General features: G+C 56.2%; 12 protein-coding genes. 11 read left to right on the plus strand and 1 reads right to left on the minus strand.

Features of this window, described 5'->3' with window-relative positions:
* The 4 genes from dnaA (at position 1) to gyrB (ending at position 6,164) form a co-directional block, all read left to right on the plus strand.
* Positions 1-1,398 (plus strand): chromosomal replication initiator protein DnaA, encoded by a 1,398-nt coding sequence (dnaA, locus tag HV340_RS00005; protein WP_020882755.1) that lies wholly within the window; start codon positions 1-3, stop codon positions 1,396-1,398.
* 4 nt (positions 1,399-1,402) lie between these two features.
* Positions 1,403-2,503 (plus strand): DNA polymerase III subunit beta, encoded by a 1,101-nt coding sequence (dnaN, locus tag HV340_RS00010; RefSeq protein WP_014167956.1) that lies wholly within the window; start codon positions 1,403-1,405, stop codon positions 2,501-2,503.
* 147 nt (positions 2,504-2,650) lie between these two features.
* A complete protein-coding gene (gene recF, locus HV340_RS00015) occupies positions 2,651-3,724 on the plus strand; it encodes a DNA replication/repair protein RecF (RefSeq protein ID WP_059305816.1) in 1,074 nt (357 codons plus the stop codon).
* 28 nt (positions 3,725-3,752) lie between these two features.
* On the plus strand, positions 3,753-6,164 hold the full coding sequence (gene gyrB, locus HV340_RS00020) for a DNA topoisomerase (ATP-hydrolyzing) subunit B (RefSeq protein ID WP_020882753.1): 2,412 nt from the start codon (positions 3,753-3,755) through the stop codon (positions 6,162-6,164).
* A gap of 33 nt (positions 6,165-6,197) precedes the next feature.
* Here gyrB and HV340_RS00025 read toward each other — a convergent pair whose 3' ends face one another.
* Complete coding sequence (locus tag HV340_RS00025) at positions 6,198-7,145, minus strand: LysR family transcriptional regulator (RefSeq protein ID WP_047355939.1); 948 nt, start codon at positions 7,143-7,145, stop codon at positions 6,198-6,200.
* Between the two features lie 108 nt (positions 7,146-7,253).
* Here HV340_RS00025 and HV340_RS00030 point away from each other — a divergent pair, with 108 nt between their 5' ends.
* The 7 genes from HV340_RS00030 (at position 7,254) to HV340_RS00060 (ending at position 14,152) form a co-directional block, all read left to right on the plus strand.
* Positions 7,254-8,279 carry an NAD(P)-dependent alcohol dehydrogenase gene (locus HV340_RS00030; protein ID WP_059305817.1) on the plus strand — a complete coding sequence of 342 codons (1,026 nt, stop codon included), beginning with the start codon at positions 7,254-7,256 and terminating at the stop codon, positions 8,277-8,279.
* 113 nt (positions 8,280-8,392) lie between these two features.
* Positions 8,393-9,205, plus strand: coding sequence for a sugar-phosphatase (yidA, locus tag HV340_RS00035; RefSeq protein WP_020882751.1), 813 nt, complete (start codon positions 8,393-8,395; stop codon positions 9,203-9,205).
* Positions 9,206-9,431: 226 nt separating this feature from the next.
* A complete protein-coding gene (gene dgoR / locus HV340_RS00040; RefSeq protein WP_006177594.1) occupies positions 9,432-10,121 on the plus strand; it encodes a D-galactonate utilization transcriptional regulator DgoR in 690 nt (229 codons plus the stop codon).
* On the plus strand, positions 10,118-10,996 hold the full coding sequence (locus HV340_RS00045) for a 2-dehydro-3-deoxygalactonokinase (RefSeq protein ID WP_040018330.1): 879 nt from the start codon (positions 10,118-10,120) through the stop codon (positions 10,994-10,996). Before dgoR ends, HV340_RS00045 begins: the two co-directional genes overlap by 4 nt.
* Positions 10,980-11,597, plus strand: coding sequence for a 2-dehydro-3-deoxy-6-phosphogalactonate aldolase (locus HV340_RS00050; protein WP_032680045.1), 618 nt, complete (start codon positions 10,980-10,982; stop codon positions 11,595-11,597). Before HV340_RS00045 ends, HV340_RS00050 begins: the two co-directional genes overlap by 17 nt.
* A complete protein-coding gene (dgoD, locus tag HV340_RS00055; protein ID WP_014167964.1) occupies positions 11,594-12,742 on the plus strand; it encodes a galactonate dehydratase in 1,149 nt (382 codons plus the stop codon). The genes HV340_RS00050 and dgoD overlap by 4 nt, the downstream gene beginning before the upstream one ends.
* A 72-nt stretch (positions 12,743-12,814) precedes the next feature.
* A complete protein-coding gene (locus tag HV340_RS00060; protein WP_080271857.1) occupies positions 12,815-14,152 on the plus strand; it encodes an MFS transporter in 1,338 nt (445 codons plus the stop codon).
* Positions 14,153-14,173 lie beyond the last annotated feature (21 nt).

The raw sequence follows: 14,173 nt of genomic DNA on the forward strand, positions 1-14,173 counted from the left end.
GTGTCACTTTCGCTTTGGCAGCAGTGTCTTGCCCGATTGCAGGATGAGTTACCAGCCACAGAATTCAGTATGTGGATCCGCCCCTTGCAGGCGGAACTGAGCGATAACACGCTGGCTTTGTATGCGCCAAACCGTTTTGTGCTCGATTGGGTAAGGGATAAATACCTTAATAACATCAATGGACTGCTGAATGATTTCTGCGGATCCGATGCGCCACAGCTACGCTTTGAAGTGGGAACAAAACCGGTCACGCAGACCGTGCGTGAAACGGTAAATGTGGCAATACCTGCTCAGGCAGCCCCCGCTCCGGCACCTCGCGCCCTTCCGGCGACCCGTTCGGGCTGGGACAACGTGCCTGCTCCGGCAGAGCAAACCTACCGTTCTAACGTCAATGTTAAACACACGTTCGATAACTTCGTTGAAGGTAAATCGAACCAGCTGGCGCGCGCGGCGGCACGCCAGGTTGCAGATAACCCCGGTGGTGCCTACAACCCGCTGTTCCTTTATGGCGGCACGGGGTTGGGTAAAACGCACCTTCTGCATGCGGTAGGCAACGGCATTATGGCGCGTAAGCCAAATGCGAAAGTGGTGTATATGCACTCCGAGCGCTTCGTTCAGGACATGGTAAAAGCCCTGCAAAACAATGCGATCGAAGAGTTTAAACGCTACTACCGTTCTGTTGACGCACTGCTTATCGATGACATCCAGTTCTTTGCCAACAAAGAACGATCCCAGGAAGAGTTTTTCCACACCTTTAATGCGCTGCTGGAAGGTAATCAGCAGATCATTTTGACGTCGGATCGTTATCCAAAAGAGATCAACGGCGTTGAAGATCGTCTGAAATCCCGTTTTGGCTGGGGCCTGACCGTGGCGATCGAGCCACCGGAACTGGAAACCCGCGTCGCGATCCTGATGAAGAAAGCCGATGAAAACGACATTCGCCTGCCGGGTGAAGTGGCGTTCTTTATTGCCAAGCGTCTGCGCTCCAACGTCCGTGAACTTGAAGGGGCACTGAACCGCGTGATTGCCAATGCCAACTTCACCGGCCGTGCGATCACCATCGATTTTGTGCGTGAAGCGCTGCGCGATTTGCTGGCACTGCAGGAAAAATTGGTCACTATCGACAATATTCAAAAGACGGTGGCCGAGTACTACAAAATCAAAGTGGCAGATTTGCTGTCTAAACGTCGTTCCCGCTCGGTGGCGCGTCCGCGTCAGATGGCGATGGCGCTGGCAAAGGAGTTAACCAACCACAGTCTGCCGGAGATCGGCGATGCGTTTGGTGGCCGTGACCATACGACCGTGCTGCACGCTTGTCGTAAGATTGAGCAGTTACGCGAAGAAAGCCACGACATAAAAGAAGATTTTTCCAATTTAATCAGAACATTATCATCGTGACGCTATGAAATTTACCGTTGAACGTGAACATTTATTAAAACCGCTGCAACAGGTGAGTGGCCCATTAGGTGGCCGCCCAACGCTGCCAATTCTCGGAAACCTGCTGCTTCAGGTCGCGGACGGTACGCTGTCGCTGACCGGCACAGATCTGGAAATGGAAATGATCGCGCGCGTTACGCTGTCTCAGCCGCATGAAGCGGGCGCGACCACTGTTCCGGCACGTAAATTCTTTGATATCTGCCGCGGGCTGCCGGAAGGCGCTGAAATTGCCGTGCAGCTGGAAGGCGACCGTATGCTGGTGCGCTCTGGCCGCAGCCGTTTCTCGCTCTCCACGCTGCCTGCCGCGGACTTCCCGAACCTGGACGACTGGCAGAGTGAAGTTGAATTCACCCTGCCGCAGGCAACGATGAAGCGTCTGATTGAAGCCACGCAGTTCTCAATGGCGCATCAGGACGTTCGTTACTACTTAAACGGCATGCTGTTCGAAACCGAAGGTGAAGAGCTGCGTACCGTGGCTACCGACGGTCACCGACTGGCAGTCTGTTCCATGCCCATTGGCGACTCGCTGCCAAACCATTCGGTGATCGTACCGCGCAAAGGGGTGATTGAGCTGATGCGTATGCTCGACGGTGGTGATACGCCACTGCGCGTGCAGATCGGCAGCAATAACATCCGTGCTCACGTGGGTGATTTTGTCTTCACATCGAAGCTGGTTGACGGTCGTTTCCCGGATTATCGCCGCGTATTGCCGAAGAACCCGGACAAAACGCTGGAAGCCGGTTGCGACAGCCTCAAGCAGGCCTTTGCCCGCGCCGCGATTCTCTCTAACGAGAAATTCCGCGGGGTGCGTCTGTATGTGAGCGAAAATCAGATCAAAATCACCGCCAACAACCCGGAGCAGGAAGAGGCAGAAGAGATTCTGGACGTCACCTATGCCGGGACTGAGATGGAAATCGGCTTTAACGTCAGTTATGTGCTGGATGTACTGAACGCGCTTAAATGCGAGAACGTTCGCATTCTGCTGACCGACTCCGTTTCGAGTGTACAGATTGAAGATGCGGCCAGCCAAAGTGCGGCTTACGTTGTCATGCCGATGAGGCTGTAGTGAACGCTATCGGGCTATCTTACTTGCCTTTTTCAACCCGGGCTGTGCTCGCCCCTGTCTCGCACTTCGTGTACGCGCCAGGGTCTGCGTGCAGTCCGCGTTGAAACGGGCTGAGCCGATTACGCCCTGGCCCGAAGAAATCCAGATATGTCACTGACGCGCCTTTTAATTAAAGATTTCCGCAATATCGAAAACGCGGATCTCGCTTTATCCCCTGGCTTTAATTTCCTGGTTGGCGCGAACGGCAGCGGTAAAACCAGCGTGCTTGAGGCCATCTACACGCTCGGCCACGGACGGGCGTTTCGCAGTCTGCAAATTGGCCGCGTCATTCGCCACGAACAGGAAGCCTTTGTTCTGCACGGGCGTTTGCAGGGCGAGGAGCGTGAAACGGCCATCGGTCTGACCAAAGACAAGCAGGGCGACAGCAAGGTTCGTATCGACGGTACTGACGGCCACAAAGTGGCTGAGCTCGCGCTGCTGATGCCGATGCAGCTGATTACGCCGGAGGGGTTTACTTTACTCAATGGCGGCCCCAAATACAGAAGAGCCTTCCTTGACTGGGGATGCTTTCACAACGAAGCCGGTTTCTTTAATGCCTGGAGCAACCTGAAGCGCCTGATTAAGCAGCGTAACGCTGCACTGCGCCAGGTGACACGCTACGCCCAGCTGCGCCCGTGGGACAAGGAATTAATTCCCCTTGCGGAACAAATCAGCCGCTGGCGTGCCGAATACAGCGCGGGTATCGCCGACGATATGGCCGACACCTGCAAACAGTTTTTACCTGAATTCTCTCTCACCTTCTCCTTCCAGCGCGGCTGGGAGAAAGAGACAGATTATGCCGAAGTGTTAGAGAGAAATTTCGAGCGCGACCGCATGCTGACCTACACCGCACATGGCCCGCACAAGGCGGATTTCCGCATTCGTGCCGACGGTGCGCCGGTGGAAGACACGCTGTCGCGTGGGCAGCTCAAGCTTTTGATGTGTGCGCTGCGCCTGGCGCAGGGAGAGTTTTTGACCCGCGAGAGCGGGCGACGCTGCCTGTACCTGATAGATGATTTTGCCTCGGAACTTGACGACGCGCGGCGCGGGCTGCTTGCCAGCCGCTTAAAAGCCACGCAGTCACAGGTTTTCGTCAGTGCGATTAGCGCTGAACACGTTATAGACATGTCGGACGAAAATTCGAAGATGTTTACCGTGGAAAAGGGTAAAATAACGGATTAACCCAAGTTGAAATGAGCGAGAAACGTTGATGTCGAATTCTTATGACTCCTCCAGTATCAAAGTCCTGAAAGGGCTGGATGCGGTGCGTAAGCGCCCGGGTATGTATATCGGCGACACGGATGACGGCACCGGTCTGCACCACATGGTATTCGAGGTGGTAGATAACGCTATCGACGAAGCGCTCGCGGGTCACTGTAAAGACATCGTGGTCACGATCCATGCGGACAACTCCGTCTCCGTCACCGATGACGGTCGTGGCATCCCAACCGGTATTCACCCGGAAGAGGGCGTATCGGCTGCGGAAGTTATCATGACCGTTCTGCACGCAGGCGGTAAGTTCGATGATAACTCCTATAAAGTTTCCGGCGGTCTGCACGGTGTAGGTGTGTCCGTGGTTAACGCCCTGTCGCAGAAACTGGAGCTGGTTATCCAGCGCGAAGGTAAAATTCACCGTCAGCTGTATACGCACGGCGTGCCGCAGGCACCGCTGGCTGTTACGGGTGACACCGACAAAACCGGTACCATGGTGCGTTTCTGGCCGAGCCTTGAAACGTTCACCAACGTTACCGAGTTCGAATATGAGATTCTGGCGAAACGCCTGCGTGAACTGTCGTTCCTGAACTCCGGCGTCTCGATTCGTCTGCGTGACAAACGCGACAACAGAGAAGACCACTTCCACTACGAAGGCGGTATCCGGGCGTTCGTTGAGTATCTGAACAAGAACAAAACGCCCATTCACCCGAATATCTTCTACTTCTCTACCGAAAAAGACGGTATTGGCGTGGAAGTGGCGCTGCAGTGGAACGATGGTTTCCAGGAAAACATCTACTGCTTCACCAACAACATTCCACAGCGTGACGGCGGTACTCACCTTGCGGGCTTCCGTGCGGCGATGACCCGTACCCTGAATGCCTACATGGACAAAGAAGGCTACAGCAAAAAAGCGAAAGTCAGCGCCACCGGTGATGATGCCCGTGAAGGCCTGATTGCGGTTGTCTCCGTGAAGGTACCGGATCCGAAGTTCTCCTCTCAGACTAAAGACAAGCTGGTCTCTTCTGAGGTGAAATCGGCGGTTGAACAGCAGATGAACGAACTGCTGAGCGAATACCTGCTGGAAAACCCGTCAGACGCGAAAATCGTGGTTGGCAAAATTATCGATGCGGCACGTGCCCGTGAAGCGGCGCGTAAAGCCCGTGAAATGACCCGTCGTAAAGGCGCGCTGGATTTAGCTGGCCTGCCAGGCAAACTGGCTGACTGCCAGGAACGCGACCCGGCACTGTCCGAACTGTACCTTGTGGAAGGGGACTCCGCGGGCGGTTCTGCGAAGCAGGGCCGTAACCGTAAGAATCAGGCTATCCTGCCGCTGAAGGGTAAAATCCTCAACGTAGAGAAGGCCCGTTTCGACAAGATGCTCTCTTCTCAGGAAGTGGCAACGCTGATCACCGCGCTCGGTTGCGGCATCGGCCGTGACGAGTACAACCCGGACAAACTGCGCTACCACAGCATCATCATCATGACCGATGCGGACGTCGACGGCTCGCACATCCGTACGCTGCTGTTGACCTTCTTCTATCGTCAGATGCCAGAAATTGTTGAACGTGGCCACGTCTACATTGCACAGCCACCGCTGTACAAAGTGAAGAAAGGCAAACAGGAACAGTACATCAAAGACGACGAAGCGATGGATCAGTACCAAATCGCGATCGCGCTTGATGGTGCGACCCTGCATGCGAACTCTCACGCCCCTGCACTGGCCGGTGAGCCGCTGGAGCGTCTGGTGTCCGAGTTTAACGCGGCGCAGAAAATGATTGGTCGTATGGAGCGTCGTTATCCTAAATCGCTGCTGAAGGCGCTGATTTATCAGCCAACCCTGACGGAAGCCGATCTGAGCGATGAACAGGTTGTTACCCGCTGGGTGAACACCCTGGTAACCGAGCTGAACGAGAAAGAGCAGCACGGCAGCCAGTGGAAGTTCGATGTCCAGCAGAACGCTCAGCAGCAGTTCGAACCGATTGTGCGCGTGCGTACTCACGGCGTTGATACCGATTACCCCCTGGAGCACGAGTTTGTGACCGGTCCGGAATATCGCCGTATCTGTACGCTGGGTGAGAAGCTCCGTGGTCTTATCGAAGACGATGCGTTTATCGAACGTGGTGAACGTCGTCAGCCGGTAGCAAGCTTCGAGCAGGCGCTGGAATGGCTGGTGAAAGAGTCCCGTCGTGGTCTGTCTATTCAGCGTTATAAAGGTTTGGGTGAAATGAACCCGGATCAGCTGTGGGAAACCACCATGGATCCTGAAAGCCGTCGTATGCTGCGCGTGACCGTTAAAGATGCGATTGCAGCCGATCAGCTGTTCACAACCCTGATGGGCGATGCGGTTGAACCACGTCGTGCCTTTATCGAAGAGAACGCCCTGAAAGCGGCGAATATCGATATCTAAGGGTGGTTACACCGCAAGTCAGAGGCCGCGCGTTTAGCGCGGCTTTTTTGTGGGCGCAGAATTATCAGCATCCAGCTCCAGTGACAGGACTGACGGTAACCGGCTGACTAGCATGTCGACCGCAATCCTGACTCGCAGGGGCAGATGCGGCGTCTGCTGCCAGACCGCGTGAACGTCGAAACGCACATCCGGCGCCTGTTTTAAGAGTGGGATGAGCCTTCCATTCTGCAGCTCTTTGCGCACCATCCAGCAGGGTAACCATGCAATACCATGCCCGGCCAGCGCTGCGTCGCAGATAGCCTGCAGATCGTCCATATTGAGGGATGAGCGGGGAATTAGGGTGTGCTGCGTGCCTTCGTGGTCCGCCAGTTCCCACGGTAACACCCTGCCGGCACGCAGGTAGTTAATGGCCTTATGCTGGCGTAAATCGCCAACGGTTTCAGGCTGGCCGTTATTCCTGAGGTATTCCGGCGCGGCGCACAGCACCATTCGGTGTTCCCCCAGGCGTCTGGCGACCAGCATGGTGCTGTCCGGCAGTGCGCCGTTTCGCACCGCCATATCAAACCCTTCCTCGACGATATCCACTACGCGATCGCTGAATGACATTTCCAGCTCAAGGGCAGGATGCTCCTGCGTCAAGGCTATCAGCAGCGGGGCGATGCACTGGCGACCAAACAGCACCGGCATGGCAACACGCAGACGGCCACTCACCTGATGTTTCCCTGTTTCCAGCAGCGACTCCGCGCCACGGATTTCCTGGAGTGCTCGCAGGCAACGTTCATAAAAAAGGGCACCGTTATCGGTCAGGCTTTGGCTACGCGTTGTGCGCTGAAACAGGCGTACTCCCAGCCGCGCTTCAAGGCGAGCAATGCTTTTCCCTACCGCCGAGCGCGACAAATGCAAACGCACCGCGGCCTGAGCAAAACTGCCTGCCTCTACGGCGGCGACAAAAACGGGAATATCCTTCAGCGTATCGGTCATGGATTGTCGTTCTTCAGGAATCAATAGTGGGAAAGGTATCGCCACTGGCGACCGTGAGTCAACGTTAGACTGTCAGTACTGAAGTGCATTTGATAACAGGAGAAAAAGATGACAGAGATGATGCAACGCTGGTCAATGGACGCCCTTGGGCGTGGAAACCTCAGACTCACTCAGGCGCCTGTTCCCCAGCCGGGCCCGGGTGAAGTGCGCGTGCGGGTGAACGCTGTTGCGCTCAACTATCGCGATAAAATGGTCATCGAAGGCAACATGCCGATCGCGCTCACCTTCCCGTTTACTCCGGCATCTGACATGGCAGGCGTGGTGGACAGTACGGGTGAAGGCGTTACCCGCTTTAAACCCGGTGCTCGCGTCATCTCCACCTTCTCTCCGGAGTGGGTCGACGGTAAACCGAAAGGCGACGCCCGCAATTTGCCCTACCAGACGCTGGGCGGTTACTTCCAGGGGATGCTGTCTGAATACGTGATCATGCGTGAAAACTGGCTGGTGGCCGCCCCGGAAACGCTGGATGACGCAGAGGCCAGCACCTTACCCTGCGCGGGGCTTACCGCATGGTTTGCGCTGGTGGAGCGAGGACAGTTACGTGCCGGACAGTCGGTGCTGGTGCAAGGCACAGGCGGTGTCGCAATCTTCGCGTTGCAAATCGCCAAAGCACACGGTGCAGAAGTTTTTGTGACGTCGGGCAGTGATGAAAAACTGGCGCTGGCTAAAACGCTCGGTGCCGATCGGGGCATCAACCGGCTTAAAGGGAACTGGGCTGACGAGATTTACGTGCTGACGCAGGATCGCGGTATCGACCATATTATTGAAACCGTTGGCGGGGAGAACCTGAGACATTCCCTGCGGGCCGTTGCCGTTCATGGGCGCATATCCGTCATTGGCGTGTTGGCCGGGAGTGAAATCTCGCTGCCTGCCAGCGAACTCTTGCTGAAATCACCGGTGATTCAGGGGATTGGTGTCGGGCACCGCCGTGCGCTGGAAGATTTTGTCCGCGCAGTCTATGTCACGGGGCTGAAACCGGTGATTGAACACCGCTACCGTTTTAACCAGCTTGAAGAGGCGCTTGTACACCTCGACCGCGGTGCTTTTGGCAAAATAGTCCTCACCCGCGAGTAAGCCGTTATCCCCGGGACAGACGTAAAAGGGGGCTTTTGTTGCGCAATGTAGCTCTATTTTTGTGGGCTTAATCGCGTTAGCATGAGGCAGCACTCATTTATCCCGGGGACCCTATGGCTATCAAACTTATTGCTATCGACATGGACGGCACGCTGTTGCTGCCAGACCACACTATTTCTCCAGCCGTTAAAAACGCGATTGCCGCTGCGCGCGCAAAAGGCGTGAATGTGGTACTGACCACCGGTCGTCCGTATGCGGGCGTGCACAGCTACCTGAAAGAGCTGCACATGAATCAGCCGGGCGATTACTGCATTACCTATAACGGTGCGCTGGTACAGAAGGCGGCGGATGGCAGCACGGTAGCGCAAACCGCGCTGAACTATGACGATTACCTGTTCCTGGAAAAACTGTCCCGTGAGGTCGGTTCCCATTTCCACGCGCTCGATCGCAATACGCTCTATACCGCTAACCGTGATATCAGCTATTACACCGTACATGAATCCTATGTCGCGACGATCCCACTGGTGTTCTGCGAAGCTGAGAAAATGGATCCGGGCACCCAGTTCCTGAAAGTGATGATGATTGATGAGCCAGATATCCTGGATAAAGCGATTGCGCGCATTCCGGCTGAGGTAAAAGAGAAATACACCGTGCTGAAAAGTGCGCCGTACTTTCTCGAGATCCTGGATAAACGCGTCAATAAAGGCACCGGTGTGAAATCGCTGGCAGATACGCTGGGCATCAAACCGGACGAGATCATGGCGCTGGGCGATCAGGAAAACGACATTGCGATGATTGAATATGCGGGCATGGGTGTGGCAATGGACAATGCGATCCCGTCGGTGAAAGACGTGGCCAATTTCGTGACCAAATCTAACCTCGAAGACGGCGTTGCCTACGCGATCGAGAAATTTGTTCTGCAGTAACAGCGTTTCACGCTCATCAGCCTCGGTTATCAACCGGGGCTTTTTTTTGCGCTGAATTTATCGAATTGTTCTTTTTGTGATCTTGATTGTAGTACAACATTAATTGATTGTACTACATTACAGCCACGGTAATGACGAAAGGCGTCACGTTTGTACTGCAAAAGTGAGGCGAAATTCAGCGGTCGAGGTAAAGTAGTCCTGAACATACAGAGCATAAGGACTCTCCATGACTCTCAATAAAACCGATCGCATCGTCATCACGCTGGGCACCCAGATCGTGGGTGGAAAGTACGTTCCCGGTTCACCGCTGCCTGCTGAGGCAGAGCTGTGTGAGGAGTTTGAAACCTCGCGCAACATCATTCGGGAAGTGTTTCGCTCGCTCATGGCAAAGCGGCTGATTGAAATGAAGCGCTACCGCGGCGCCTTTGTCGCCCCGCGTAATCAGTGGAACTACCTCGACACCGATGTCCTGCAGTGGGTGCTGGAAAACGACTACGACCCAAGGTTGATTGGCGCGATGAGTGAGGTACGAAACCTGGTAGAGCCGGCCATCGCCCGTTGGGCTGCGGAACGTGCAACGTCAGGAGACCTGGCTCAGATTGAGTCCGCCCTGAACGACATGATTGCCAATAACCAGAACCGGGATGCGTTCAACGAAGCGGACATCCGCTATCACGAAGCGGTGCTGCAGTCGGTCCATAACCCGGTATTACAGCAGCTTAGCGTTGCCATCAGCTCGCTACAGCGCGCGGTATTTGAACGAACCTGGATGGGCGATGAGGCCAACATGCCAAAAACGCTCCAGGAACATAAAGCGCTGTTCGATGCTATCCGGCATCAGGACGGCGATGCGGCAGAGCAGGCGGCACTCACGATGATCGCCAGCTCGACACGAAGGTTGAAGGAAATCACATGACATCTCGCTACATCGCTATTGACTGGGGATCGACCAATCTGCGCGCCTGGCTGTATCAGGGCGAGCAGTGCCTGGAAAGCAGGCAATCAGAAGCAGGCGTGACGCGCCTGAACGGTAAATCCCCCGAGGCGGTGTTAGCAGAGGTGACACACAACTGGCGCGAGAGCACCACGCCGGTGGTCATGGCGGGCATGGTGGGCAGTAACGTGGGCTGGAAGGTCGCGCCTTATCTGCCCGTACCTGCCGCGTTCGCTGCCATTGGCGAGCAGTTAACGTCCGTTGGCGACAATATCTGGATTATTCCAGGATTGTGCGTTTCCCGGAACGATAACCACAATGTGATGCGCGGCGAAGAGACCCAGCTCCTTGGCGCGCGCATGCTCTCTCCTTCTTCTGTCTACGTCATGCCCGGCACGCACTGTAAATGGGTGCAGGCCGACGCTGAGCACATCCACGATTTTCGCACCGTGATGACCGGTGAGCTGCACCACTTGCTGCTGACGCACTCGCTGGTGGGCGCGGGGTTGCCGGAGCAGGACGCTTCGCCCGAGGCCTTTGCCGCCGGGCTGGAGCGGGGTATCGCCAGCCCTGCCGTTTTGCCGCAACTTTTTGAAGTTCGCGCTTCGCATGTACTGGGCACGCTTCCCCGTACGCAGGTCAGCGAATTTTTATCGGGCCTGTTGATTGGCGCGGAAGTCGCCAGCCTGAGCGAGCAGTTCGCCGGGCAACAGACCATCACCCTCGTCGCGGGTTCATCGCTGACCTCTCGCTACCGCCAGGCGTTCAATGCCATCGGGCGGGACGTGGCTGCGGTAGAAGGCGACACGGCATTTCAGGCAGGAATAAGGAGCATCGCTCATGCAGTGGCAAACTAATCTTCCCCTCATCGCTATCCTGCGCGGCGTCACGCCCGACGAGGTTTTAGCGCACGTAGGTGCGGCGATCGACGCCGGTTTTGACGCCGTGGAAATACCGCTTAATTCCCCACAGTGGGAAAAGAGCATCCCGGCGGTCGTGGACGCGTTTGGTGATAAGGCGCTGATTGGCGCTGGCACCGTTCTGCAACCGGAGCAGGTGGACCAGCTTGCGCAGATGGGCTGCAGGCTGATTGTGACGCCGAATATTCACCCTGAGGTGATCCGTCGCGCAGTGGGCTACGGCATGACCGTCTGCCCGGGATGCGCAACGGCAACAGAAGCGTTCGCGGCTCTCGATGCGGGCGCGCAGTCGCTCAAAATTTTCCCGTCATCGGCTTTTGGTCCGGCCTATATCAGCGCGCTGAAAGCGGTATTGCCCGCCAGCGTACCGGTCTTTGCCGTGGGGGGCGTGACGCCAGAAAACCTGGCGCAGTGGATCAACGCAGGTTGTGTCGGAGCGGGTCTGGGCAGCGATCTCTATCGCGCCGGGCAATCCGTCGAACGTACCGCACAGCAGGCGGCCGCATTTGTGAAAGCGTATCGAGAGGCAGTGAAATGAAAATAACCAAACTCACCACGTACCGTTTACCGCCGCGTTGGCTGTTCCTGAAAATCGAAACCGATGAAGGCGTGGTCGGCTGGGGCGAACCGGTCATTGAAGGGCGTGCGCGTACCGTGGAAGCGGCGGTGCATGAGCTGGGCGAGTACCTGACAGGACAAGATCCTGCCCGCATCAACGACCTGTGGCAGGTGATGTACCGCGCGGGTTTCTACCGGGGCGGACCGGTTCTGATGAGCGCCATCGCCGGTATCGACCAGGCGTTATGGGATATCAAAGGCAAAGTGCTGAATGCCCCGGTCTGGCAGCTGATGGGCGGCCTGGTGCGCGACAAAATCAAAGCCTACAGCTGGGTGGGTGGCGACCGTCCCGCGGAAGTGATCGACGGTATCAGGCAGTTGCGCAATATTGGTTTTGACACCTTTAAACTGAACGGCTGCGAAGAGATGGGCGTCATCGACAACGCACGGGCGGTAGACCGCGCGGTAAATACCGTGGCGCAGATTCGTGAAGCGTTCGGCAACGAGATTGAATTTGGCCTGGACTTCCACGGTCGCGTCAGCGCGCCGATGGCCAAAGTGCTGATTAAAGAGCTGGAGCCGTACCGTCCGCTGTTTATCGAAGAGCCGGTGTTGGCCGAGCAGGCGGAGTACTACCCGAAACTGGCCGCACAGACGCATATCCCGATTGCCGCCGGTGAGCGCATGTTCTCGCGCTTCGAGTTCAAACGCGTGCTGGAAGCTGGCGGCCTGGCGATATTGCAGCCGGATCTGTCGCATGCCGGCGGCATCACGGAATGCTACAAAATCGCCGGGATGGCGGAAGCCTACGACGTGGCGCTGGCACCGCATTGTCCGCTGGGGCCGATCGCACTGGCAGCCTGTCTGCACGTCGACTTTGTCTCGCGTAACGCGGTGTTCCAGGAACAGAGCATGGGCATTCACTATAACAAGGGCGCGGAACTGCTCGACTTTGTGAAAAACAAAGATGATTTCAGCATGGAAGGCGGTTTCTTTAAACCGTTAACGAAGCCGGGCCTTGGCGTGGATATCGACGAAGCCAAAGTCATTGAGCTGAGTAAAAACGCGCCTGACTGGCGCAACCCGTTATGGCGTCATGAAGATGGCTCTGTCGCTGAGTGGTAATTCAGCCAAAGCACATCGCCACTAAAAAGTAATTTCAACAATAACAAACACACCCTCTGTAAATTACAGGGCATGGTGAGCGGCTTCGCTATGCCCAAAATCTGGAGACAGATTGCGATGGATATTCCTGTTACTGCTGCAAAAACCGGGCGTCGGCGCTACCTGACGCTGGTCATGATCTTTATTACTGTGGTCATCTGTTACGTTGACCGCGCCAACCTTGCCGTGGCTTCAGCCCATATTCAGGAGGAGTTTGGGATCAGCAAAGCGGAAATGGGCTACGTCTTTTCGGCGTTTGCCTGGCTGTATACGCTGTGCCAGATCCCCGGCGGCTGGTTCCTTGACCGCGTCGGCTCGCGCCTGACCTATTTCATTGCCATCTTCGGCTGGTCGGTGGCGACCCTGTTCCAGGGCTTTGCCACCGGGCTGATGTCGCTGATTGGCCTGCGTGCGATCACCGGGATTTTCGAAGCCCCGGCGTTTCCGACCAATAACCGCATGGTGACCAGCTGGTTCCCGGAGCATGAACGCGCCTCGGCCGTTGGGTTCTACACCTCCGGGCAGTTTGTCGGCCTGGCGTTCCTGACGCCGCTGCTGATCTGGATCCAGGAACTGCTGAGCTGGCACTGGGTCTTTATTGTGACCGGAGGGATCGGCATTATCTGGTCGTTGATCTGGTTCAAGGTCTATCAACCGCCGCGTCTCACCAAAAGTATCAGCAAAGCTGAACTGGACTATATCCGCGACGGTGGCGGTCTGGTGGATGGCGATGCGCCGGTGAAAAAAGAGGCGCGTCAGCCGCTGACTAAAGCCGACTGGAAGCTGGTTTTCCATCGCAAGCTGGTGGGGGTTTATCTGGGGCAGTTCGCGGTGACCTCCACGCTGTGGTTCTTCCTGACCTGGTTCCCGAACTATCTGACCCAGGAAAAAGGCATCACCGCGCTGAAGGCGGGCTTTATGACCACCGTACCGTTCCTGGCGGCCTTCTTTGGTGTGCTGCTTTCCGGCTGGCTGGCGGACAGGCTGGTGAAAAAAGGGTTCTCGCTGGGTGTCGCGCGTAAAACGCCTATTATCTGCGGGCTGCTGATCTCCACCTGCATCATGGGTGCAAACTACACCAACGATCCGGTCTGGATTATGACGCTGATGGCGATTGCGTTCTTCGGTAACGGTTTTGCCTCCATAACCTGGTCGCTGGTCTCCTCGCTGGCCCCGATGCGCCTGATTGGTCTGACCGGGGGCGTGTTCAACTTTGTCGGTGGACTGGGGGGGATCACGGTTCCGCTGGTCATCGGTTATCTGGCTCAGGACTATGGCTTTGGCCCGGCACTGATCTATATCTCCGCAGTGGCCTTGCTCGGTGCGCTCTCCTACATCCTGCTGGTGGGTGACGTCAAACGTGTAGGCTAATTCCCCGCAATGTTTTACCCT

This window comes from Enterobacter sp. RHBSTW-00975, from assembly GCF_013615235.1.
GTDB classification, from domain to species: Bacteria; Pseudomonadota; Gammaproteobacteria; order Enterobacterales; family Enterobacteriaceae; genus Enterobacter; species Enterobacter ludwigii.

Bases quoted from the DNA above. Each gene is read 5' to 3' on its own strand.
- dnaN (WP_014167956.1), top strand. From the start codon at position 1,403: ATGAAATTTACCGTTGAACGTGAACATTTATTAAAACCGCTGCAACAG.
- recF (WP_059305816.1), top strand. From the start codon at position 2,651: ATGTCACTGACGCGCCTTTTAATTAAAGATTTCCGCAATATCGAAAAC.
- gyrB (WP_020882753.1), top strand. From the start codon at position 3,753: ATGTCGAATTCTTATGACTCCTCCAGTATCAAAGTCCTGAAAGGGCTG.
- HV340_RS00025 (WP_047355939.1), bottom strand. From the start codon at position 7,145: ATGACCGATACGCTGAAGGATATTCCCGTTTTTGTCGCCGCCGTAGAG.
- HV340_RS00030 (WP_059305817.1), top strand. From the start codon at position 7,254: ATGACAGAGATGATGCAACGCTGGTCAATGGACGCCCTTGGGCGTGGA.
- yidA (WP_020882751.1), top strand. From the start codon at position 8,393: ATGGCTATCAAACTTATTGCTATCGACATGGACGGCACGCTGTTGCTG.
- dgoR (WP_006177594.1), top strand. From the start codon at position 9,432: ATGACTCTCAATAAAACCGATCGCATCGTCATCACGCTGGGCACCCAG.
- HV340_RS00045 (WP_040018330.1), top strand. From the start codon at position 10,118: ATGACATCTCGCTACATCGCTATTGACTGGGGATCGACCAATCTGCGC.
- HV340_RS00050 (WP_032680045.1), top strand. From the start codon at position 10,980: ATGCAGTGGCAAACTAATCTTCCCCTCATCGCTATCCTGCGCGGCGTC.
- dgoD (WP_014167964.1), top strand. From the start codon at position 11,594: ATGAAAATAACCAAACTCACCACGTACCGTTTACCGCCGCGTTGGCTG.
- HV340_RS00060 (WP_080271857.1), top strand. From the start codon at position 12,815: ATGGTGAGCGGCTTCGCTATGCCCAAAATCTGGAGACAGATTGCGATG.